Source organism: Pseudomonas cremoricolorata (assembly GCF_000759535.1).
GTDB classification, from domain to species: Bacteria; Pseudomonadota; Gammaproteobacteria; order Pseudomonadales; family Pseudomonadaceae; genus Aquipseudomonas; species Aquipseudomonas cremoricolorata_A.
The window spans coordinates 2,820,714-2,844,095 of sequence record NZ_CP009455.1 but is presented as its reverse complement, the minus strand read 5'-3'; the positions used below and the strand labels follow the sequence as shown (position 1 = coordinate 2,844,095).

The 23,382-nt window shown below is 63.2% G+C and carries 23 protein-coding genes and 1 pseudogene; 1 reads left to right on the top strand and 23 read right to left on the bottom strand.

Translation table 11 applies throughout. The features are described 5' to 3' along the window. The first annotated feature begins 79 nt into the window (after positions 1–79). A complete protein-coding gene (locus LK03_RS12575; protein WP_038412718.1) occupies positions 80–2,833 on the top strand; it encodes a dermonecrotic toxin domain-containing protein in 2,754 nt (917 codons plus the stop codon). A 53-nt stretch (positions 2,834–2,886) separates the two neighbouring features. Here LK03_RS12575 and LK03_RS12570 read toward each other — a convergent pair whose 3' ends face one another. The 23 genes and pseudogenes from LK03_RS12570 to fliM form a co-directional block, all read right to left on the bottom strand. Beyond that, on the bottom strand, positions 2,887–3,282 hold the full coding sequence (locus LK03_RS12570; protein ID WP_038412716.1) for a DUF2802 domain-containing protein: 396 nt from the start codon (positions 3,280–3,282) through the stop codon (positions 2,887–2,889). A 1-nt stretch (position 3,283) separates the two neighbouring features. Beyond that, positions 3,284–3,763, bottom strand: a complete 480-nt coding sequence (locus tag LK03_RS12565) for a chemotaxis protein CheW (RefSeq protein WP_028694511.1) — start codon at positions 3,761–3,763, stop codon at positions 3,284–3,286. 46 nt (positions 3,764–3,809) lie between these two features. After that, on the bottom strand, positions 3,810–4,712 hold the full coding sequence (locus LK03_RS12560) for a CheW domain-containing protein (protein WP_038412715.1): 903 nt from the start codon (positions 4,710–4,712) through the stop codon (positions 3,810–3,812). Continuing rightward, positions 4,712–5,500 carry a ParA family protein gene (locus LK03_RS12555; RefSeq protein ID WP_038412714.1) on the bottom strand — a complete coding sequence of 263 codons (789 nt, stop codon included), beginning with the start codon at positions 5,498–5,500 and terminating at the stop codon, positions 4,712–4,714. The genes LK03_RS12560 and LK03_RS12555 overlap by 1 nt, the downstream gene beginning before the upstream one ends. Before the next feature lie 79 nt (positions 5,501–5,579). Next, the gene (gene motD / locus LK03_RS12550) at positions 5,580–6,437 is read right to left on the bottom strand and encodes a flagellar motor protein MotD (protein ID WP_038412712.1); all 858 of its coding nucleotides are present in this window, start codon (positions 6,435–6,437) and stop codon (positions 5,580–5,582) included. 3 nt (positions 6,438–6,440) lie between these two features. Next, complete coding sequence (locus LK03_RS12545) at positions 6,441–7,181, bottom strand: flagellar motor protein (protein WP_028694515.1); 741 nt, start codon at positions 7,179–7,181, stop codon at positions 6,441–6,443. After that, positions 7,181–8,308, bottom strand: a complete 1,128-nt coding sequence (locus LK03_RS12540; protein WP_038412711.1) for a protein-glutamate methylesterase/protein-glutamine glutaminase — start codon at positions 8,306–8,308, stop codon at positions 7,181–7,183. Before LK03_RS12540 ends, LK03_RS12545 begins: the two co-directional genes overlap by 1 nt. Positions 8,309–8,353: 45 nt before the next feature. Then, a complete protein-coding gene (locus tag LK03_RS12535) occupies positions 8,354–10,639 on the bottom strand; it encodes a chemotaxis protein CheA (protein ID WP_038412710.1) in 2,286 nt (761 codons plus the stop codon). 12 nt (positions 10,640–10,651) lie between these two features. After that, positions 10,652–11,440 carry a protein phosphatase CheZ gene (locus LK03_RS12530; RefSeq protein WP_038412708.1) on the bottom strand — a complete coding sequence of 263 codons (789 nt, stop codon included), beginning with the start codon at positions 11,438–11,440 and terminating at the stop codon, positions 10,652–10,654. A 16-nt stretch (positions 11,441–11,456) separates the two neighbouring features. After that, complete coding sequence (locus LK03_RS12525) at positions 11,457–11,831, bottom strand: chemotaxis response regulator CheY (RefSeq protein ID WP_154660632.1); 375 nt, start codon at positions 11,829–11,831, stop codon at positions 11,457–11,459. 193 nt (positions 11,832–12,024) lie between these two features. Further along, a complete protein-coding gene (locus LK03_RS12520) occupies positions 12,025–12,765 on the bottom strand; it encodes an RNA polymerase sigma factor FliA (protein WP_038412707.1) in 741 nt (246 codons plus the stop codon). Then, positions 12,762–13,604, bottom strand: coding sequence for a flagellar synthesis regulator FleN (gene fleN / locus LK03_RS12515; RefSeq protein WP_205621244.1), 843 nt, complete (start codon positions 13,602–13,604; stop codon positions 12,762–12,764). Before fleN ends, LK03_RS12520 begins: the two co-directional genes overlap by 4 nt. 82 nt (positions 13,605–13,686) lie before the next feature. After that, a complete protein-coding gene (gene flhF / locus LK03_RS12510) occupies positions 13,687–14,997 on the bottom strand; it encodes a flagellar biosynthesis protein FlhF (protein ID WP_038412703.1) in 1,311 nt (436 codons plus the stop codon). A gap of 11 nt (positions 14,998–15,008) precedes the next feature. Next, positions 15,009–17,138, bottom strand: coding sequence for a flagellar biosynthesis protein FlhA (gene flhA, locus LK03_RS12505; protein ID WP_038412702.1), 2,130 nt, complete (start codon positions 17,136–17,138; stop codon positions 15,009–15,011). Between the two features lie 237 nt (positions 17,139–17,375). Beyond that, positions 17,376–17,939, bottom strand: a complete 564-nt coding sequence (locus LK03_RS22510; protein ID WP_240478682.1) for a hypothetical protein — start codon at positions 17,937–17,939, stop codon at positions 17,376–17,378. A 42-nt stretch (positions 17,940–17,981) separates the two neighbouring features. Further along, positions 17,982–18,203, bottom strand: a pseudogene (locus LK03_RS22505) (RHS repeat-associated core domain-containing protein); the annotation flags it as partial. A gap of 265 nt (positions 18,204–18,468) precedes the next feature. Then, positions 18,469–19,611: a flagellar biosynthesis protein FlhB gene (flhB, locus tag LK03_RS12500; protein WP_038412701.1), complete on the bottom strand. Its 1,143-nt coding sequence runs from the start codon at positions 19,609–19,611 to the stop codon at positions 18,469–18,471. A gap of 2 nt (positions 19,612–19,613) precedes the next feature. Then, a complete protein-coding gene (fliR, locus tag LK03_RS12495; protein WP_038412700.1) occupies positions 19,614–20,390 on the bottom strand; it encodes a flagellar biosynthetic protein FliR in 777 nt (258 codons plus the stop codon). A 7-nt stretch (positions 20,391–20,397) separates the two neighbouring features. After that, entirely contained in the window at positions 20,398–20,667 is a 270-nt protein-coding gene (fliQ, locus tag LK03_RS12490) for a flagellar biosynthesis protein FliQ (RefSeq protein WP_028694528.1), read from the bottom strand. 22 nt (positions 20,668–20,689) lie between these two features. Continuing rightward, positions 20,690–21,445, bottom strand: coding sequence for a flagellar type III secretion system pore protein FliP (gene fliP, locus LK03_RS12485; RefSeq protein ID WP_038412699.1), 756 nt, complete (start codon positions 21,443–21,445; stop codon positions 20,690–20,692). After that, a complete protein-coding gene (gene fliO, locus LK03_RS12480) occupies positions 21,445–21,888 on the bottom strand; it encodes a flagellar biosynthetic protein FliO (protein WP_038412698.1) in 444 nt (147 codons plus the stop codon). Before fliO ends, fliP begins: the two co-directional genes overlap by 1 nt. Further along, a complete protein-coding gene (gene fliN / locus LK03_RS12475) occupies positions 21,889–22,356 on the bottom strand; it encodes a flagellar motor switch protein FliN (RefSeq protein WP_038414706.1) in 468 nt (155 codons plus the stop codon). A gap of 49 nt (positions 22,357–22,405) precedes the next feature. Continuing rightward, positions 22,406–23,374: a flagellar motor switch protein FliM gene (fliM, locus tag LK03_RS12470; RefSeq protein ID WP_028694532.1), complete on the bottom strand. Its 969-nt coding sequence runs from the start codon at positions 23,372–23,374 to the stop codon at positions 22,406–22,408. Positions 23,375–23,382: the final 8 nt, after the last annotated feature.

Sequence of the window (23,382 nt, the reverse complement as noted above, 5' to 3'; positions counted from 1 at the left end):
GTCAGGCGCTGCCTATGTACCGTCTGTGGGTGCCGCGACGCGCCGATGCTGAGGCCTTTCCTTCAGCATCGGAGTTGCCATGAACGCCAATCGCATCAACACCGCCGGCATCCAGTACGTTCGCGATCACCTTGCGAACCTGCCGCGTCCGGACCGCGCCGCCAGCCAGGCCATGGGGGTATGGCTGGCGCAACACGGCGTGCACCTGCCGCCGGAACAGGTCGAAGTGGTCACTGTGCACCTGCACCCGCACCAACCCGGGCATTATCAAGCGCAGATCGTGCAGCGCATGAGCCTGACGCAAGCCGTGCTGAGCAATTGGCAAGGCGAATCGAGCAACGATATTTTCGCCGCGTTGATCGAAAGGCCCTGGGCCGGAGAATGGCCGAGCGGCAGTACCATCGAACAGGTCGAGCAATTGCCGCCACAGCCCTCGACCGACAACAGTGCCTGGTATCAGGTCTTCAACGGTCTGTTCCGCCGTACCGAGCCGCCACGCTACGACGACAGCACTCGCCTCGACGTGCCCGCCGAGACACTGCAGAGCTATCTGCAACAACTGGATTTTCACCAGCGTTTTCTAGAGATGCACGAGCGCTACTGGAACGAGCACCTCGCCGAGCATCGCCTGAGCTGCAAGCTCAGCCTGGTGGCGGCCTGCAACAAGCAGGTGGGCGAAGGCAGCCTCAGCGAAGCAGCCAGGCGCATTGTCTGGCGCGCCGCCGGGCTGATGCCGCGCAAACGTGGCTTGCGCCTGAGTACCTTGAACATTTACGGCTATGCCGCTACCGACCTGCTTTACCTGAATGAATCGGCCAGCGACCTGACCGTGCTGTACCTGCCGGGCAACAGTTCGCCACTGCTGGAGTTCGCCAGCGAAGCGCAGATGAAGGACTGGGTTGGCGTGCAGTGCCGCGACCCGGCGCGGCGCGAACGACTCAAGCAGCACTTTCGCCTCGCCGACCGGCCGCAGGGCGTCGACTTCAGCGGCCTGGACACCGCCTTGGAGGGCCTCGGCGCCTACCCCGAACGGCATCAGTTGCCACCGGAACATGGCCCCTTCAACGATGATGGAACCTGGCCGCCGCGTACTTACGTCAATTATCGCCCCGGCAAGTACAACCCGCGGCTGCGCGGCGATCTGTTCCAGGCACTGGCCGAACGCCAGCGTCAGCGCGGCCTCGATGACGCGCAGTGGCTGATCACCAGCCAGGCCGAGATCAACGAGCGCAAATGGCGCGACTACCTCAACACCACGCTCAATCTGGCCTTGCCACTGAGCTTCGTGGTGCCTGGCCTGGCCCCTGTGCTGGCGCTCGGGGGCATCGTGCAGCTAGGCATCGGCCTGGATGAGGCGATCAACGGCAAGACCTTGCAGCGCCAGCTCGAAGGCGTCAGTGACATCAGCTACGGGCTGTTCAACGCGGTTCCGCTGGTGGGAAGCGCGCTGAATAAAGCCGAGTCGGTCTTCCAGACCTGGCAGGATGGCTTCGTGCTCCCCCGCGACATCAACGGCCAATGGGGCTATCCGCTCAGTCCGCTGAGCCCGCCGCACTTGCCGCCGATCGATGTCGCGCCCTATTTCAATCTTCCGGCGCGCATCGAGCCTTTGCCGGGTGCCGATCCCGAAGTGGCGCAGTCGGTATTTCGCCATGCCACCTTCAACAGCAACGCCGACAGCCTTACCGGCTACTACGAGCATCATCCGGGGGTCATTAAGGAGCTTGAGCTGGTCTACGACCTGGACGCAGACCGTTTCATTGATATGTCGCAGCTCAACGACGTGCAACCGACGCTCTACGAGCCTACGCCTGGCGATTACACAGTACGCCCCGCGCAGACGCCAGGCAGTGCCAGCGATGCCAGTCGACGTGCCTCGCTCCTGGCCCTGGGCGTCGACTTGCCGATGCCGCTGCCACTTCCCGCAGCACTGCCAGCCGATGCCCAGGCCATCCCCAAACAGATCCTTTCGCTGTGGGTGGGCGACAAGCACCTGCCAGACGCGGTACTCGACACGCTCGCCAAGAATGCCGAACGCTTGCAGGAAAGCACCTATGCTTACCGACTGTTTCTTTCCGAGGCAAACGCTGAAAGTTACGCGCACAACCTGGCACAACTGAGCGCCAAGGCGCCGGGCATCGAAGTGCTGCCGCTTGAGCAGCAGGCATTCTTCACCCAGTTCCAGCAGGGTGAGAACTACGCGCACTACCAGGCTGCACTGGACGGTAATGGTGGGGTGGCACGCAACTATGCGGCCGCCAGCGATGTGCTGCGCTACCCGATGCTGCACAGTGAAGGGGGACTGTATATGGACGTTGACGACCAGCTACTGAGCGTTCGACAGAGCACCGGCGAAGGCTCTGAGGCAGCAGCCATCGACGACGTCGAGCTGCGCACCACCCCAGACGGCCTGCTGCTGCATCCTCCGGTACAGAACCAACGCCTGAGAATGCACTGCCAGTACAACACCAGCATGATCGGAAGCCATCCCGGCAACCCCACGCTGCGGGCAATCTCCGAGGAAATGCACAGTCGCTACCAGGCGACACCTGACGCTTACCATGTCAGGCCAGACCCTCTGGATGATCCTCAGGGCTATCACCGTTTCGCGGCGCAACAAAGCCGTCTTGCAGGACCTGCCTTGCTCAACGATGTCATCGATCAACTGAGGCCGGAGCTGCGCGTGCTACGGCAGCTGTTCAAGCTGTACTTGATGCCGGTGATCAACACCAACACGCACATCGACTCAGGATTCGTCGCCTTCAGGAATACGCATCTGCCCCTGGTGCATATCGCCGAAATCGGCCACCTGAACTCCTGGAGCTTCAACTGAGGCAAGTGCCTGGCCAGCCCTGCTGAGAGGGCTGGCCAGATCTACGCTCGATGTCAGCTGCTACGGTGCAGCTTGCTCATCAACTGCGCCTCAGCCTGGGTCAGACCACACGTCTGGGTCAGTTCCTCGACACTGGCGCCCATGCCCACCAGCTTGGCCGCCTGGCTGTAGGTGACGTTACTGGGGTCACGCTGTTCGAGCTGTTGCAGTTTGTCTGGCAGCGGTGCCACTACCTTGCGCAACTCGAACAGCGCCTCGCCCATCTGCACCGTGCCGTTCTGGTAATCATCCAGACGTTTGGCCAGGTCCTTGATGCGCTGATCGCGAATGGCATCGCCCAGCGCCTGTTCGGCCATCAGTTGCCGCTGACGCTTGCTGTAATTGAGGAACCACCACAGGCTCAGCGCCCACAGCAACGCCAGCAGAAGCACCGCCACCTCGAAGATCAACTCAGATGTTCTCCAGCTCGGACCACTCTTCTTCGGTCATCATCTTGTCCAGCTCGACCAGAATCAGCAGTTCGCCGTTCTTGTTGCACACGCCCTGGATGAACTTGGCCGATTCGTCGTTGCCGACGTTCGGCGCGGTTTCGATCTCGGACTGGCGCAAGTAGACGACCTCGGCGACGCTGTCGACCAGAATGCCGACCACTTGCTTGTCGGCCTCGATGATGACGATGCGGGTATTGTCGGTGACCTCGGTTGGCATCAGGCCAAAGCGCTGGCGCGTGTCGATGACCGTGACCACGTTGCCGCGCAGGTTGATGATGCCCAGCACGTAGCTCGGCGCACCGGGCACCGGGGCGATCTCGGTGTAGCGCAGCACCTCCTGCACCTGCATGACGTTGATGCCATAGGACTCATTGTCCAGACGGAAGGTGACCCATTGCAGGATCGGGTCTTCGGAGCCCTGCGCAGACGATTTTTTCATTCCCCTAACCCCTCGATGTCCGCCTCTGGCGGTGTATACGGCTGTGTCATTGATGATGAGCGTGCAGTTGCTTGACGGCGCCGCTGGCGATCAGCTCGGCCAGCTCGGCGACGTCGAGCAATGCGCACATGTGTTCGATCACGGTTCCGGCCAGCCAGGGGCGTTGCCCGCGCTGGCTGCGCCATTTGATTTCATCCGGGTCCAGGCGCAGCGAGCGGCTGACCTGGTGCACGGCCAGGCCCCACTCGTAACCCTGTACCGAGATCACGTATTGCAGGCCCTGGCGGAAGTCGTCGCGGTAACGGTCAGGCATCACCCAACGCGCGGTGTCGAGCACCTTGAGGTTGCCACCCTGGCAGGTGAGGATGCCGAGAAACCAGTCGGGCTGGCCGAACAGTGGCGTCAGGTCCTGGCCTGCCAGAGGGTAGATCGAACCCAGGCATACCAGCGGCACCGCCAGGGTCAAGCCGGCGACATCGAACAGCAGGCATTCGAATGGCTCGGCCGCCCAGGCCGGACGACCGTTGCCGGGTGCGGCAGGCGGTGGCGTGACGGCCGCCGGCAGGTGCACTTCGGCGAGCGCGGCGACCGGCGGCTTGTGCGTGGTCTGGGCATTGTGCGCTGGCAGCTCGGACCGCTCTACGCTGACGGCGGTCTCGACCACGCTCAGCGGCGCCTGGGGCATGGCCAGCACCGTGGGCAGGCGGCTCGGCGCTGGCGGCTCGGCAAATGGCCGTGCAGGCGCGGCGGGCTCTGCAGCCTGGCGGTCGGCGTCGCGGCGCTGCTCTTCGCGCACGGCAGCGGCGAACTCATCACCCTCGTCGCTCTCGGGCGTAGCCGCCAATGGGGCAACGTCGTCGAACGCTTCGGTGGCGTCTTGCAACAGGCCATCGAGGTAGGACTGCAACGCCAGTTGCGGTTTGCTGGTAATCGAGCGAATCGAATTCATCACGCCACCTGCAGTGCGTTACGGTAAGTCAACAGGTGCTTGAGCAGCGCCCGGTAAGCGATCAGGCCGCGGCTCTTGCCGTCGTGCTGGCTGGGCGTGACTCCAGCGCGGCTGGCATCGCGCAGGCGCGTGTCGACCGGGATATAACCCTGCCAGACGTGCTCGGGGTAGCTGTCGCGCAGCAGCTTCAAAGTGCCCAGTGATGCCTGGGTGCGGCGGTCGAACAGCGTCGGCACGATCTGAAACGGCAAGGCCTGCTTGCGCGAGCGGTTGATCATCGCCAGGGTGCCGATCATTCGCTCCAGCCCCTTGACCGCGAGAAACTCGGTCTGCACCGGCACCACCAGTTGCTGGCTGGCGGCCAGTGCGTTGACCATCAGCACGCCAAGCAAGGGCGGGCTGTCGATCAGGGCGAAGTCGAAATCCTGCCACAGCTGCGCCAGACTCTTGGCGACCACCAGCCCAAGGCCACTCTGCCCAGGCGATTGCCGCTCGAGCACCGCCAGCGCAGTGCTCGAAGGCAGCAGCGAGATCCGCTCATCGCTGGTCGGCAGCAACAGTTGCCCAGGCAGGCCATCGGGCACCGCGCCCTTGTGCAGGAACAGGTCGTAGCAACTGTGCTCCAGGGCATCGGGGTTGTGCCCGAAATAGCTGGTCATCGAGCCGTGCGGGTCGAGGTCGACGACGACCACGCGCTTGCCCGCCTCAGCCAGCAACCCGGCCAGAGCGATGGTGGTGGTGGTCTTGCCGACCCCACCCTTTTGATTGGCGACTGCCCAGACTCTCATCGTGCGCTGCTTCCTCCCGGGTAGGCGCAGCGCCAGGCCGGGATTGGTCGATTGATTCGGTGACGAAGAATTGACGGCATCAGGACTCTCCTGCCGTCGCTTGGCTGGCTGGTGCACTTTGTGTGCCAGCCCGGCGCAGGGCCGCATCGGGGGTGGCATTGGCCGCGCCGGTCGCGGTCAGGCTGCGGCGCACCTCCAGGTTGCGGGAAATCACCAGCACCACGCGGCGGTTCTGCGCACGTCCATCGGCGCTGTCGTTACTGGCCACCGGTTGGTACTCGCCATAACCGACCGAAGCCATGCGCCCGGGGTCGATGCCATTGAGCGCCAGCAGGCGCACGATGCTCGCCGCCCGCGCCGAAGACAGTTCCCAGTTGGTCGGGTACTGAGCGGTGCGGATCGGCTGGTTGTCGGTGAAGCCTTCGACGTGAATGGGGTTGGCGAATGGTTTGAGGATGCCGGCCACCCGGTCGATGATGGAAAACGCCGCGTCGCTGGGCATGGCATCGCCACTGCCAAACAGCAACGAGGAGTTGAGCTCGATCTCGATCCACAGCTCGTTGCCGCGCACGGTCATCTGCTTGGAGGCGATCAGGTCACCGAACCCGGCGTTGACGTCATCACTGATGGTCTTGAGGGCGCCACTGGGGGTTTGCCCCAAGCCCGCGTCGTCTTGCTCGCTGTCCTTGATCAAGGGTTGCGCCGGGCGCACGCTCAGTGGACGTTCCTCACCGATGGGAATGGCGCGCAGGCTGCGCTCCGGGTCGTTGAATACCCCCAGCAGCGCTTGCGAGACAACCTTGTACTTGCCCTCGTTGATCGAGGAAATCGAATACATCACCACGAAGAAGGCGAACAGCAAGGTAATGAAGTCGGCATACGACACCAGCCAGCGTTCATGGTTTTCGGGCTCTTCGACGGGGCGACGGCGGCGCATGGGCTACTCCATGAAGCCTTGCAGCTTCAGCTCGATCGAGCGCGGGTTCTCGCCTTCGGCGATCGACAGCAGGCCTTCGAGAAGCATCTCCCGGTAGCGCGACTGGCGCATGACGATGGCCTTGAGCTTGTTGGCAACCGGCAGCAGCACCAGGTTGGCACTGGCCACGCCATAGATGGTGGCGACGAACGCCACGGCAATGCCACTGCCCAACTGCGCGGGATCGGCCAGGTTGCCCATGACATGGATCAGCCCCATGACCGCGCCGATGATGCCGATGGTCGGCGCGTAGCCGCCCATGCATTCGAAGACCTTCGCCGCCTGAATGTCGCGGCTTTCCTGGGTGATGAAATCCACCTCGAGAATACTGCGCACCGCCTCAGGCTCGGCGCCGTCGACCAGCAATTGCAGCCCCTTGCGCGCATAGGGGTCCGGCTCCAGGTCAGCCACCCCTTCCAGGCCCAGCAGGCCCTCCTTGCGCGCGGTCAGACTCCAGTTCACCACCCGGTCGATGCCGCCGGCCAGGTCGACCTTGGGCGGAAAGAGAATCCAGCGCAGGATGTACAGGGCCCGCTTGAACGCCGGCAGCGGCGACTGCAACAACGCCGCCGCCAAGGTGCCGCCCAGCACGATCAGCGCTGCCGAACCGTTGATCAGCGCCCCGGCATGGCCGCCCTCGAGAAAATTGCCGCCAACGATGGCGACGAATGCCAGGATCAGGCCGATCAGGCTCAGCACATCCATCAGATGCAGGCCTCGACCAAGTGCCGGCCGATGTCATCGAGGCTGTACACCGCATCGGCCAGGTTGGCCTTGGCAATGGCCATGGGCATGCCATAGATCACGCAACTGGCCTCATCCTGCGCCCACACCGTGCTGCCGGCCTGTTTGAGCAGGCGCGCGCCTTCGCGGCCGTCGGCGCCCATGCCGGTCAACACCACGGCCAGCACCTTGTCGCTGTAGGATTTGGCCGCAGAGCCGAAGGTGATGTCCACGCAGGGCTTGTAGTTCAGGCGCTCGTCGCCGGGCAGAATCTTCACCGTACCGCGCCCATCGACCATCATCTGCTTGCCGCCGGGGGCCAGCAGCGCCAGGCCTGGGCGCAGTACGTCGCCGTCCTCGGCTTCCTTGACGCTGATGCGGCAGAGTTTGTCGAGGCGTTCGGCGAACGCTTTGGTAAAGGCCGCAGGCATGTGCTGGATCAGCACGATCGGTGCCGGGAAGCCGGCCGGCAACTGCGTCAGTACCCGCTGCAGGGCCACCGGCCCGCCGGTCGAAGTGCCGATGGCGACCAGCTTGTAGGCCTTGCGCCGGGGTGCCGGGGTGCTGACTGCGGGCGCTGGCGCGGCTGCGGGTGCGCGGCTGGCGATGCTGGCACGGGGGCTGGCGTGGGGCACAGGGGGCGCGGCGCTGGGCGTCGCGGCCGCAGGCGCCGGGGCAACCGCCGGGGCGCTGTAACTACCGAAGCGGCGATTGCTGCGCGCCAGGGTATGCACCTTGTCGCAGAGCATCTGCCGCACTTTGTCGGGGTTGCGCGAGATGTCTTCGAAATTCTTCGGCAGGTAGTCGACGGCGCCAGCATCCAGGGCGTCGAGCGTGACCCGCGCGCCCTCATGGGTAAGCGAGGAGAACATCAGCACCGGGGTCGGGCAGCGCTGCATGATGTGCCGCACCGCAGTGATGCCATCCATCATGGGCATTTCGTAGTCCATGGTGATGACATCAGGCTTGAGTGCCAGCGCCTGGTCGATCGCTTCCTTGCCGTTGGTCGCGGTGCCGACGACGGTGATCGTCGGATCGCCCGAGAGGATTTCCGAGACGCGGCGGCGGAAGAAACCCGAATCATCCACCACCAGGACCTTGACTGCCATAAACACTCCGTTAGGCGGCGCGCCGCTCAGGGTGCGCCGCCGAAATCAAATACGCCGTGCTGCGTAACGCTTGAGCATGCTCGGCACATCGAGGATCAGCGCGATGCGCCCGTCACCGGTGATGGTGGCCCCCGACATGCCCGGCGTGCCCTGCAACATCTTGCCCAGCGGCTTGATTACCACCTCTTCCTGGCCGACCAGTTGATCGACGACAAAGCCGATCCGCTGCGTGCCGACCGAGAGGATCACCACGTGGCCTTCTGGCTGTTCCTCGTGGGCCTGGCCCTGTACCAGCCAGCGCTTGAGGTAGAACAGCGGCAGCGCCTTGTCGCGCACGATCACCACTTCCTGGCCGTCGACCACGTTGGTGCGCGACAGGTCGAGGTGGAAGATTTCATTGACGTTGACCAGCGGGAAGGCGAATGCCTGGCTGCCCAGCATCACCATCAGCGTCGGCATGATCGCCAGGGTCAGCGGCACCTTGATGACGATCTTCGAGCCCTGGCCCTTGGCCGAGAAGATGTTGATCGAGCCGTTGAGCTGGGAAATCTTGGTCTTGACCACGTCCATGCCCACGCCACGACCCGAGACATCGGAAATTTCGGTCTTGGTCGAGAAGCCGGGGGCGAAGATCAGGTTGTAGCAATCCGATTCGCTCAGGCGATCGGCGGCGTCCTTGTCCATCAGGCCCTTTTCCACGGCCTTGGCGCGCAGCACGTTGGGGTCCATGCCCTTGCCGTCATCGGAGATCGACAGCAGGATGTGGTCGCCCTCCTGCTCGGCCGACAGCACCACCCGCCCGGTACGCACCTTGCCGGAGGCTTCGCGCTCTTCGGGCATTTCGATGCCGTGATCGACGGCGTTGCGCACCAAGTGCACCAGCGGGTCGGCCAGGGCCTCGACGAGGTTCTTGTCGAGGTCGGTCTCTTCACCGACCAACTCCAGGTTGATGTCCTTCTTCAACTGCCGAGCCAGGTCACGCACCAGCCGCGGGAAGCGCCCGAAGACCTTCTTGATCGGCTGCATGCGGGTTTTCATCACTGCGGTCTGCAAGTCGGCGGTGACCACATCGAGGTTGGACACGGCCTTGGACATGGCCTCATCGCCGCTGTTCAGGCCCAGGCGCACCAAACGGTTACGCACCAGCACCAGCTCGCCGACCATGTTCATGATCTCGTCCAGCCGGGCGGTATCGACGCGCACGGTGGTTTCCGCTTCGCTGGCATGTTTCTCTGCCGGAGCTGCGCCGCCACGGGCGGCAGGCGCAGGGCTGCGCGCCGGCGCGGCGGCGGGCTTGGCGGCGGTTGCACTGGGCGTGCTCGCGGGTGCTGCGGCTGCGGGTGCTGCGCTAACCGGCGCGGCGCTGGCGGTGGCCGAGAACTGGCCCTTGCCGTGCAACTGATCGAGCAGCGCTTCGAATTCGTGTTCGGTGATGTGCTCTTCGCTCGCGCCACCGAGCGCCGGTGTCGGCGCATCGACCACGGCGGCGCCGGCGTTCGACGCCGCGCTCACCCCTGGCAGCGCATCGGCGGTGAAGGTGCCCTTGCCGTGCAGTTGATCGAGCAGCGCTTCGAACTCGTCATCGGTGATGTCGTCGCTGGCGCCAGCCGCGGGCGCCGCCTCAGGCGCAGCGGCAACCGCCTGCGCCGAGAACTGGCCTTTGCCGTGCAGTTGGTCGAGCAGCGACTCGAACTCGGCGTCGGTGATCTCGTCACCCTCGCCGCCGGCAGGAACGCTGAGCGCCGCAGCAGGCGCCCGTTCGGCGGCAGCGGCCTCGGCTTTCACCGCATCCAGCGAGTCGAGCAGTTGCTCGAACTCATCGTCGGTAATGTCCGCGTCAGCGGCGCGTGCCTCTACCGCTGCCGGCGCCACCGGTTCAGGTGCAGGGGCTGCAGCGGCAGGTGCTGCGGCAGCTGGCGCTGGAACCGGTTGCTCGGCACTGGCAGGTTCAGCCAGGCGCGACAAGGCAGCGAGCAGCTCCGGGGTGGCCGGGGTGACTTCGCTGCGCTCGCGGACCTGCCCGAACATGCTGTTGACCGTGTCCAGAGCTTCCAGGACCACATCCATCAGCTCGGAATCGACGCGCCGTTCGCCCTTGCGCAGAATGTCGAACACGTTCTCGGCGATGTGACAACACTCCACCAGCTCATTGAGCTGAAGGAAGCCGGCGCCCCCCTTTACCGTGTGAAACCCGCGAAAGATCGCATTGAGCAGGTCCGCATCGTCGGGTCGGCTTTCCAGCTCGACCAACTGCTCGGACAACAGCTCGAGAATTTCGCCGGCTTCTACCAGGAAATCCTGGAGGATTTCTTCATCGGCGCCGAAGCTCATTGAACGTGCTCCTTAAAAACCAAGGCTGGATAGCAAATCGTCTACATCGTCCTGACCGGACACGACGTCCTCACGCTTATCGGCATGAATCTGCGGACCTTCACCTCGGGCGGGATGTTTTTCATGATCTTTTTCATCGCGCAGCTGCTGATGGTCATGTTCGATGCCGGCGAAGCGATCGACCTGACTGGCCATCAACACCAATTTGAGCAGGTTGCTTTCGACCTCGGTCACCAGCGCGGTGACGCGTTTGATCACCTGGCCGGTCAGGTCCTGGTAGTCCTGGGCCAGTAGAATGTCATTGAGATGGCCGGAGACCTTGCGGTTGCCTTCGGCGCTGTGCGTCAGAAAACCGTCGACACGCTTGGCCAGGTCACGAAACTCGCTGGCCGAGACTTCCTTGCGCATGAAGCGCTGCCAGTCGTGGCTCAGGGCCTTGGCTTCGTCGCTCAGGCCGTTGAGCACCGGGGTGCTTTCCTCGACCAGATCCATGGTGCGGTTGGCAGCGTTTTCCGTGAGCTTGACCACGTAGCTCAGACGCTCGGTGGCGTCGGTGATCTGCGAGACTTCCTCGGCCTGCGGCATGCGCGGGTCGATCTGGAAACTGACGATGGCGCTGTGCAACTCGCGGGTCAGCTTGCCGACCTCGTGATACAGGCCGCGATCGCGGGTCTGGTTGAGCTGGTGAATCAGCTGCACGGCGTCGCCGAAGTGGCCGCGCTCGAGGCTGTCCACCAGTTCCCGGGCATGTTTTTTCAGGGTGCCTTCGAACTCACCCAGAGAGGTATCGATAGATTGCATTGCGCCCTCCGGCGACTCAGCCATTCACGCGCTCGAAGATCTTTTCGATCTTTTCTTTCAGCACTTGGGCGGTGAAAGGCTTGACCACATAGCCGTTCACACCGGCCTGGGCCGCTTCGATGATCTGATCGCGCTTGGCTTCGGCGGTGACCATCAGTACCGGCAGGCTTTTCAGGCGCTCGTCGGCGCGCACCTTGCGCAGCAGGTCGATGCCGGACATGCCCGGCATGTTCCAGTCGGTCACCAGGAAGTCGTAGTGGCCTTTTTCCAGCATCGGCAGCGCCGTGGTGCCATCGTCGGCTTCATCGGTGTTGGTGAAGCCCAGATCACGCAACAGGTTCTTGATGATCCGCCGCATCGTCGAGAAATCGTCAACGATGAGGATTTTCATGTCTTTGTTCAATTAACCATCTCCAAACAGTCTCATCACGCGCTCGGCGCCGAGCGCGCCCCCAAATTTCCAGCGGCAAGTTGTGAGCGGCAAGCGGCAAGCGAACCGGTTTCGCCTGAACTGCACGGTGTCACAGGGGCTGCGCGGAACGCTCACTTGCAGCTTGCAGCTTGTAGCTCGCAGCTTGCGCGCGCTACCGCGCGCGCCATTCCCCAAGGCGACTGCGCAGGCGCGCGGCGCACTGGCTGTGCAACTGGCTGACGCGCGACTCGCTGACCCCCAGCACCTCGCCGATTTCCTTGAGGTTCAGCTCTTCGTCGTAGTACAGCGCCAGCACCAGGCGCTCACGCTCCGGCAGGTTGGCGATGGCCTCGGTCAGGGCGCTCTGGAAGCGTTCCTCCTCCAGATCGCGGCCCGGCTCCAGTTGGCCGCTGGCGCCATCCTCGTGCAGCCCCTCGTGCTCACCGTCCTGCAGCAGGTCGTCGAAACTGAACAGACGACTGCCCAAGGTATCGTTGAGAATGCCGTAATAATCGTCCAGCCCCATCTTGAGTTCGGCAGCAACCTCGTGATCTTTAGCGTCACGTCCAGTTCTGGCTTCCACTGTGCGCATGGCGTCGCTGACCATACGGGTATTGCGGTGTACCGAACGCGGTGCCCAGTCGCCCTTGCGCACCTCATCGAGCATGGCGCCGCGGATGCGAATGCCAGCGTAGGTCTCGAAGCTGGCACCCTTGCTGGCGTCATACTTGTTAGCCACTTCCAGCAGGCCGATCATGCCGGCCTGGATCAGGTCTTCGACCTGCACGTTGGCCGGCAGGCGCGCCAGCAGGTGATAGGCGATACGCTTGACCAACGGCGCGTAGCGCTCGATCAGTTCGTACTGCGCATCCTTGGACGCTCGGCTGTACATCTTGAACCCGCTCGCGCTCATAGCACCGGCCCTGCGCTGGTGGGTTGCACCAGGCGCTCGACAAAGAATTCCAGGTGGCCGCGCGGGTTGGCCGGCAGCGGCCAGCTGTCGACCTTCTGCGCGATGGCCCGGAAGGCCAGCGCGCACTTGGAGCGCGGGAAGGCTTCGTACACGGCGCGCTGCTTCTGCACCGCCTTGCGTACGCATTCGTCGTAGGGCACGGCACCGACGTATTGCAGCGCCACATCGAGGAAGCGATCGGTAACCTTGGTCAGCTTGGCGAACAGGTTGCGCCCTTCCTGCGGGCTCTGGGCCATGTTCGCCAGCACGCGGAAGCGGTTCATGCCGTAATCGCGGTTGAGCAGCTTGATCAGCGCATAGGCATCGGTGATCGAGGTGGGCTCATCGCAGACCACCAGCAGCACTTCCTGGGCGGCGCGGACGAAGCTGACCACCGAGTCGCCGATACCGGCGGCGGTATCGATGACCAGCACGTCGAGGTTGTCACCGATTTCGCTGAACGCCTGGATCAGCCCGGCATGCTGAGCCGGTTGCAAGTGCACCATGGTCTGCGTGCCGGAGGCGGCCGGGACGATGCGTACGCCGCCTGGCCCCTGCAACAGCACGTCGCGCAGCTCGCAGCGGCCTTCGATGACGTCGGCCAGGGTGCGCTTGGGGGTCAGACCGAGCAGCACGTCGACGTTGGCCAGACCCAGGTCGGCATCGAGCAGCATGACTCTGCGCCCGAGTTCGGCCAGCGCCAGAGACAAGTTGACTGAAACGTTGGTCTTGCCGACGCCGCCTTTACCGCCGGTGACGGCGATTACCTGTACGGGATGCATGCTACCCATGTCTGTTATTTACCTTGTCTCGCTTGGACCCATGCCACATGTGGAGCAAACCGCCCGCCCCGTTCTGTAGGTACTTTTCGCAGCACACCGCTCAACCCACCCGCTTCCCGGGATGGTGATAGAGATCAGCGAACATGTCGGCCATGGCCTCTTCGCTGGGCTCGTCCTGCATCTGCACGCTGACCGCACGGCTCACCAGCTGGTGTTTGCGCGGCAGGTGCAGGTCATCGGGAATACGCGGCCCATCGGTGAGATAGGCAATCGGCAACTGGTGACCGATGGCCAGGCTGAGCACTTCGCCCAGGCTGGCGGTTTCATCGAGCTTGCTCAGGATGCAGCCGGCCAGGCCACAGCGCTTGTAGCTGTGATAGGCCGCCGACAGCACCTGTTTCTGGCTGGTGGTGGCCAGGACCAGATAATTCTTCGAGGCGATGCCGCGCCCGGCCAGGGTGTCGAGCTGCATGCGCAGCGCCGGATCACTGGCTTGCAGGCCGGCGGTATCGATCAGCACCACACGCTTGCGCAGCAGCGGCTCGAGCGCCTGGGCCAGCGACTCGCCGGGGTCGACGTAGGTCACCGGCACGTTGAGGATGCGGCCCAGAGTTTTCAGTTGCTCCTGGGCACCGATACGGAAACTGTCCATGCTCACCAGCGCCAGGCTGCTGGAACCGTACTTGAGCACGTAGCGCGCCGCCAGCTTGGCCAGGGTGGTGGTCTTGCCCATGCCCGCCGGCCCCACCAGGGCGATGACGCCGCCCTGTTCGATCGGCTCGACATCCGGCACATCGATGCGCCGTGCCAGGTGCGCCAGGACCATGCGCCAGGCGTGCCGCGGATCGTCGATCTCGGCGGTCATGCCCAGCAGTTCGTGGGCCAGGGCGCCGCTCAGGCCAATGCGTTGCAGGCGACGCCAGGCGTTGGCCTGTTGCGGCTTGCTGCCCTGCAACTGCGACCAGGCCAGCGAACCGAGCTGCACTTCGAGCAGCTCCCGCAGGCCCGACAGCTCGGCGCGCATGGCATCGAACAGGCGCGGATCGACCGCCGCAGGGGCTGCTGCCGGGGCGCTGGCCGGGGCCTCGGTGTGCGGCTCGACCAGTGGCTCGGAGGCGGTCAGCGACAGCCCCGCGAACAGCTGGCGGTTGCCTTCATCGGTGTCGTTGCGGCTGGACAGCTCGGCCTGGGCGGTGACGATGCGCGACTGGGTCTTGCGCAGCTCTTCTTCGAGGGCGACGTTGGGCACCCGCGGCGCCAGCGCCGAGGGTTTGTAGTCGAGCGCGGCAGTGAGTTCGACGCCGCCGGCAATGCGCCGGTTGCCGATGATGGCCGCATCAGCGCCCAGCTCATCGCGAACCAGCTTCATGGCCTGTCGCATATCGGCGGCGAAAAAACGCTTCACTTGCATATCCCACTACCTCAGCCGTTAGGGCCCACAGTGGCAACGATGGTGACTTGCTTGTTGTCCGGAATTTCCTGGTACGCCAACACGTGCAAGTTCGGTACAGCCAGCCGGCCAAAGCGCGAGAGCATGGCGCGGATCGGGCCGGCCACCAGCAGGATGGCAGGTTGACCCTGCATTTCCTGGCGCTGGGCCGCTTCGATCAACGAACGCTGCAGCTTCTCGGCCATGCTCGGTTCCAGCAAGACACCGTCTTCCTGGCCTTGTCCGGCCCTCTGCAAGCTATTGAGCAAAATCTGTTCCAACCTTGGCTCCAAGGTGATCACCGGCAGCTCGGACTCAACGCCGACAATGCTTTGCACGATGGCGCGACACAATCCGACACGCACCTGCGCCACCAGAGCGGCGGTATCTTGACTCCGACCCGCATTGTTGGCGATGGCTTCGGCGATGGTGCGAATATCCCGCACCGGCACCTGTTCGCTGAGCAATGCCTGTAGGACTTTGAGCAACCCCGACAGAGAAATGACGCCCGGCACCAGCTCTTCTGCCAGTTTAGGCGAAGCCTTGGCCAGCACCTGCAGCAACTGCTGCACTTCCTCATGGCCGATCAGTTCATGGCAGTGCTTCTGCAAGATCTGATTGAGGTGAGTCGCCACCACGGTACTGGCGTCGACCACGGTATAGCCCAACGACTGCGCCTGGGAACGCTGCGCGATGTCGATCCACACCGCTTCCAGGCCAAAGGCCGGGTCGCGTGCGGCGATGCCGTTGAGGGTGCCGAACACCTGCCCGGGGTTGATCGCCAATTCGCGGTCCGGGTAGATCTCGGCTTCGGCGAGAATCACCCCCATCAGGGTCAGGCGATAGGCGCTCGGTTGCAGGTCGAGGTTGTCGCGGATATGCACGGTGGGCATGAGGAATCCGAGGTCCTGGGAGAGCTTCTTGCGCACCCCCTTGATTCGCGCCAGCAACTGCCCACCCTGGTTGCGGTCGACCAGCGGAATCAGCCGGTAACCGACTTCCAGGCCGATCATGTCGATCGGGGTGACGTCGTCCCAGCCCAGTTCCTTGGTTTCCTGGGCGCGCTGCGGCGAGGGCAGCAGATCCTGCTGGCGCTTGACCTCTTCCAGGGCCACGGCCTGCGCCTGCTCTTTCTTCTTCCACACCAGGTAGGCACCGCCGGCGGCTGCCAGACCCAGGCCGATGAAGGCCACGTGGGGCATGCCCGGGACCATGCCGATGACCATCATCAGCGCGGCGGAAACGCCCAGCGCCTTGGGCGAATCGAACATCTGCCGGTTGATCAGCCTGCCCATCTCTTCGGAGCTGGAGGCACGGGTGACCATGATCGCCGCGGCGGTAGAGAGCAGCAGCGACGGCAGCTGCGCCACCAAACCGTCACCGATGGTGAGCAAGGCATACACCTTGCCGGCTTCGCCGAATGGCATGCCGTGCTGCAAGATGCCCACCAGCATGCCGCCGATCAGGTTGATGAACAGAATCAGCAGGCCGGCGATGGCGTCACCGCGCACGAACTTGCTGGCACCGTCCATCGAGCCGTAGAACTCGGCCTCCTGGGCAACCTCGGCACGGCGCAGCTTGGCCTGGTTCTGGTCGATCAGGCCCGCGTTGAGGTCGGCGTCGATGGCCATCTGCTTGCCAGGCATGGCGTCGAGGGTGAAGCGTGCGCTGACCTCGGAGATGCGCCCGGCACCTTTGGTCACCACCACGAAGTTGATGATCATCAGAATGGCGAACACCACCGCACCGACCACATAGTTGCCGCCGATCACCACCTCACCGAAGGCCTGGATCACCTGGCCTGCCGCCTGGTGCCCTTCATGACCATGCAGCATCACCACCCGCGTCGAGGCGACGTTGAGCGCCAGGCGCAGCAGCGTCGCCACCAGCAGAATGGTCGGGAACGCCGCGAAATCCAGCGGGCGCAGAGCGTACACACAGACCAGCAGCACCACGATCGACAACGCGATGTTGAAGGTGAAGAACACGTCGAGCAGAAACGGCGGGATCGGCAACATCATCATTGCCAGCATCACCAGCAACAACAGCGGCACGCCCAGGCTGCCCCGACCGAGACCGGCGAGGTTGTTGCGGGCATGACTGATCAGATGCGAACGATCCACCGAGAGTCCTCTTCAAGCAAAACTTTGACGCCAGCGCGGCGCCTGGGCGTGGCTTTGCAAGAAGCTTTCCACTTTTGAAGCGTTACGTTTGTTTTTTCAGAATGGCTGTACCGTCAAGAGAGCTTCTGCTTTGCACGATGGCATACCGCGGCCAACTCCGAAGGAAGGTCCGTTCGGAGCTGGGCAGTCCTAAGCGACTCTAACGGCTATCCTCAGTCCTACATAAGGTTGGGCGCCTTACACTTCCGCGGGCTTTAACTGGAGCGGCTTACTGCCTCTCACAATACCGACTTCAAGCGACACACGGGATAGGATCCTTGGCAATAACCCGAACTGGAAAAAGTACGGTGTTTCAGGATAAGGAGGCTTTTCAGCATGCTTGAGCAAGCCTGCATGATAATGCAATCCGGGCTGCAGACCTTCCGCATTGTCCACATAGACGCTAAAGACTGTGGTCGGCGCAGCGCTCTGGGCGCCCCGTTTTTTTGCATAGAATTGGGCCACCCCTAACTCGCCCGCGTAATGAGCGGCTCCAAACTCGTTATCCGCTCTAAAATAGTAACTGTCTACACCGAACTTTCGATGTTGGCCAAGTGGAGTACGCAACACGTCCTTACGCCCTTGTAGCGTTGCAGTCAGCGCGTCTTGGTATTGAGTCTTCGCTGCATGGTAACCCACTAACGTTTTCGACGCCGGCCGGTCAAAACCGTTAAATGAATGACGCCGCTGATTAATACCATAAGGTCGGGCCTCCGGCCTGCCGCGATTCTGCAGGTTGCCCTCCACAAAACGTGGACTCATCCAACGGGCGCGGGAGGGCTGCCGAGTACGTCCAGAGTTGTCGCTGTAATTAACAGGGTCACCTGCGCAATAGCTATACGCATTTGTGCCACCTGTCCCGAATGGACTGTCGTGGTCAGCCCTCAAGAACCGCATGAGTCGCGGACTGTAGGCGCGTCGACCCATGCCCAGTAGGTACAACCCTGAGAAGGCCCCCGCCAATTGACCATTGAACCCTAGCGAACCTGAGGCGATGCCTATGTGCCACCCAAAGCCATAAGGCATAAACGTGAATGGTTGCCGTCCCTCCCAATCACGATCAAGGGGAGCAGGTGATGAATCTTTGTCTGATAAGCTTGGGGTGCTGTTCCGAGTCTTGAGCATAACAATTCTCCCATTCGACTCACCCAAAATGCACTGATTCATAGGCCAGCGGCAACTGACAAAAATATCAAATGGTCTCTGTTGGCTGCAGATCAAATCAGCCTGAATACGCCGCCGATCGCGAGCGAGACAAACTTTCAAGTCGGTGAGCATCGCGAGATGCCCATCAACTATCCCGCCGCAAATCCGGCGGAATCGGCAAGTCTGGCTTAAGTGGCTCCGGCGCCTTGCCCCGCCCACTGCGGTATTGGCGGATCTGGAAGACGTAGGCCAGCACCTGCGCCACGGCCAGGTAAAGGCCAGCGGGGATTTCCTGTTCGATCTCGGTGGAGTGGTAGATGGCCCGGGCCAGGGCCGGCGATTCGAGGATCTGTACCTTGTGCTCGACGGCGATTTCGCGGATTTTCAGGGCGATGAAATCGGTGCCCTTGGCTAACAGCAATGGCGCACCGGCACCCTTCTCCGGGTCGTATTTGAGCGCCACAGCGTAATGCGTCGGGTTGGTGATGATGACATCAGCATCGGGCACGGCAGCCATCATGCGCCGCTGCGACATCTCGCGCTGCAACTGGCGAATGCGCTGCTTTACCTCGGGCTTGCCTTCGCTGTCCTTGAACTCGTCGCGCACTTCCTGTTTGGTCATCTTGAGTTTCTTGTGCGCCTGGAATAGCTGGAACGGCACGTCCACCGCAGCGATCAGCAGCAGGCCTGCGGCCATCCACAGCGCACTCCAGCCCACCACCTGCACGCTGTGGATGATCGCCTGCTCCAGCGGCTCGTTGGCGATGTCGAGCAGCGCCTGGCGATCATTCGACAGCACCACCACGGCCACGAGCAGAATCACCACGAACTTGGCGATGGCCTTGAGCAGCTCAGTCAGGGCATGCATGGAGAACATGCGTTTGATGCCCGACAGCGGGTTCATGCGGCTGAACTTGGGTTGCAGCAGGCTGCCGGAGAACAGGAACCCGCCCAGGGCGATGGGCGCCACGAACGACACCACGAACAGCACCACCAGCACCGGCTGGATGGCCCAGATCGCCATCTTGCCGGCGCTGAGCAGGAAGATGCCCATCGAGCGCTCGTCCACCACTACCTCGCGGCTCAGGGTGAAGCTCATGCGCATCACCTCCATCAGCGTCTGCGCCAGAAAGCCGCCGAACACCAGCAGGGCAATGGCGCCGCCGAGGGTCACCGCAACCGTGTTGAGTTCCTTGGAGCGCGCGGTCTCGCCCTTCTCGCGGGCGTCGCGTTTTTTCTTCTCGGTGGGTTCTTCGGTCTTGTCCTGACCGCTCTCGCTCTCGGCCATGCTCAGCGCGCCCTCGCCAATTCACGCAGCCATTGTAGGGTTTCGCTGGCTAGGCCCTGATAATGCGAGAGCATGTCGGCCAGGCTCATCCAGAAGATCACCATGCCCATCACCAGGGTCAACGGAAAGCCGATGGAGAAGATGTTCAGTTGCGGCGCCGCGCGGGTCATCACGCCGAAGGCGATGTTGACCACCAGCAAGGCAGCGATGGCCGGCAGAATCAGCAACAGCCCTGCACCCAGCACCCAGCTCATGCGCCCGGCCAGCTCCCAGAACTGGTTGACCACCAGCGCGCTGCCCACCGGCAAGGTGGTGAAGCTTTCGGTCAGCACTTCGAACACCACCAAATGGCCATTCATCAGCAAGAACAGAATGCTCACCAGCATGGTCATGAACTGGCTGACCACGGTGACGTTGACGCCGTTGGCCGGGTCGACCATGGAAGAAAAGGCCATGCCCATCTGCACCGCGATGATCTGCCCGGCGATGACGAAGGCCTGGAACAGCATCTGCAAGGCCAGGCCGAACAAGGCGCCGACGATGATCTGCTCGGCGCACAGCAGCAGCCCTTGCAGGCTCAGCGGATTGACCTCGGGCAGCGGCGGCAGCCCGGGCACGATGACGAAGGTGATGGCCACCGCCACGTACAGACGCACCCGCGCCGGCAACATGCGCGTACCGATGATCGGCATGGTCATCAGCACCGCGGTGACGCGGAACAACGGCAGCACGAAGGTGGCGACCCAAGTGGAAATCTGCGCGTCGGTCAGCTCGAGCATGGCCGCGTCAACCGATCAGCTGCGGAATGCTGGTGTACAGCGTGTTGATGTATTCCATGAACTTCTGCACCAGCCAGGGACCTGCGACGATCAACGTCACCAGCATCACCAGCAGGCGCGGCAGGAAGCTCAGGGTCTGTTCGTTGATCTGCGTGGCGGCCTGGAACATCGCCACCATCAGGCCGATCAGCAAGCTCGGCACCACCAGCACGGCGACCATCAGGGTGGTCAGCCACAGCGCTTCGCGAAACAGGTCGACGGCAACTTCAGGGGTCATTGGGTCGTTCTCCCGGGTGATGTCACACGCCGCCGAAGCTGCTGGCCAAGGTGCCCATGATCAGCGCCCAGCCATCGACCAGCACGAACAGCATGATCTTGAACGGCAGCGAGATGATCAGCGGCGAGAGCATCATCATGCCCATGGCCATCAGCACACTGGCCACCACCAGGTCGATGACCAGGAACGGAATGAAGATCATGAAGCCGATCTGGAACGCGGTCTTGAGCTCGGAGGTGACGAACGCCGGTACCAGGATGGTCAGCGGTGCCTGGTCGGGGCTGGCGATGTCGGTGCGTTTGGACAGGCGCATGAACAGGTCGAGGTCGTTCTGCCGGGTCTGCGCCAGCATGAAGTCCTTGAGTGGACCCTGTGCCTTGTCGATGGCCTGCTGGGCGGTGAGCTGCTCGTTCAGGTAGGGCTGAATGGCGCCCTCGTTCACCTTGTCGAACACCGGCGCCATGATGAACAGGCTGAGAAACAGCGCCATGCCGGTGAGGATCTGATTCGACGGTGTCTGCTGCAGGCCCAGGGCCTGACGCAGAATGGAGAAGACAATGATGATGCGGGTGAAGCTGGTCATCAGAATGACGAACGCCGGGATGAAGCTCAGCGCGGTCATGATCAGCAGAATCTGCAGGCTGACCGAATATTCCTGCTGACCGTCGGCAGTGTTCGACAGGGTGATCGCCGGAATCGACAACGGGTCGGCGGCCAGGGCCAGGGGCGCTGCCAAGAGCAGCGTCAGGGTCAACAGCGTGCGCGCGGCGCGAGTCATCAGCGCTTGTCCTTGTGGTCCTTGCCCATCAGCTTGAGCAGCTGCTGAGCGAATTCCGGCGTCGCCGGGCGATTGCCAGGCGGTAGGGCGACCGGCTCGGTGAGTACATGCAGCGCCTTGATGTCGCCGGGGCTGTGGCCGAGCAGGATCTGTTCCTTGCCGACCTGAACCAGCAGCAGGCGGTCCCGTGGGCCAATGGCGCGACTGCTGATCACCTCGATCAACTGGTTATTGCCCGGCGCCACACCCTGCACCCGCCGCAGCAGCCAGGCGAGCAAGAAGATCAGCCCCACCACCAGCAGCAGGCCGAGCACCAGTTGCAGCACCTGCCCGCCCAGTCCGGCAGGCGTCGAAGCGGCGGCGGTCTGCACCGGCGCCGCCCAGCCCGCGCCACTGACCAGCACTGCGGCCAAGGCGAACACGCCCGTGAGTGCGCGCCTCATTCAGCGCAGCTTCTTGATGCGTTCGCTGGGGCTGATCACGTCGGTCAGGCGAATGCCGAACTTCTCGTTGACCACCACCACCTCGCCATGGGCGATCAGCGTGCCGTTGACCAGCACATCGAGTGGCTCACCGGCCAGGCGATCGAGCTCGATCACCGACCCCTGATTGAGCTGCAGCAAGTTGCGGATATTGATTTCGGTGCTGCCCACTTCCATCGAGATGCTCACTGGGATGTCCAGGATGACATCCAGGTTCGGCCCATCCAGGCTGACGTTCTCATTGGGCTTGGGCGCGCTGGCGAACTCTTCCATGGGCAGGCGGCCGGGGCCTGCGCTCTTGCCGGCATCGCCGTTGAGCAACGCGTCGATGTCGGCCTGCCCGGCGCTGCCGGTCTCTTCCAGGGCCGCGGCCCATTCATCGGCCAGGGCCTGGTCTTCGGCGGAGGTGATTTCGTTGTCGTTGGCCATGCTGTCCTCGACTGGCATTCAATTCTGGGGGAAAACGAGCCGGGCGCGATCAACGCCGCTCGATCGGATCGATGATCTGCAAGGCCAGCGCGCCCTTGTGCGAGCCGAGCCGCGCCTTGAACGAGGGCACGCCATTGGCACGCAGCACCAGGTGCTCGGGCAGATCGACGGGAATCACATCGCCCGGCTGCATGTGCAGGATGTCGCGCAATTTCAGCTGACGACGGGCAACGGTGGCGGTGATCGGCACGGCAACGTCCAGCACGTCTTCGCGCAGGGCCTTGACCCAGCGCTCGTCCTGGTCGTCGAGGTCGGACTGAAAACCCGCGTCGAGCATTTCCCGCACCGGCTCGATCATCGAATACGGCATGGTCACGTGCAGGTCGCCGCCGCCGCCGTCCAGCTCGATATGGAACGTCGACACCACCACCGCCTCGCTGGGCCCGACGATGTTGGCCATGGCCGGGTTGACCTCCGAGTTCATGTACTCGAAGTTCACCGGCATGATCGCCTGCCAGGCTTCCTTGAGATCGACGAAGGCCTGGTCGAGCACCATGCGCACCACGCGCAGTTCGGTCGGGGTGAACTCACGGCCCTCGATCTTGGCGTGACGACCATCGCCGCCAAAGAAGTTGTCCACCAGCTTGAACACCAGCTTGGCGTCGAGGATGAACAGCGAGGTGCCACGCAGTGGCTTGATCTTCACCAGGTTGAGGCTGGTGGGCACGTACAGCGAATGCACGTACTCGCCGAATTTCATCACCTGCACGCCACCCACGGCGACGTCGGCCGAGCGGCGCAACAGGTTGAACATGCTGATGCGGGTGTAGCGGGCGAAACGCTCGTTGATCATCTCCAGCGTCGGCATGCGCCCACGCACGATGCGATCCTGGCTGGTCAGGTCGTAGCTTTTCACGCTGCCGGGTTCGGCGGCGGTCTCGGTCTGCACCAGCCCATCGTCCACCCCGTGCAACAGGGCATCGATCTCATCCTGGGACAGCAGATCCTGCACGGCCATCGGGCGCT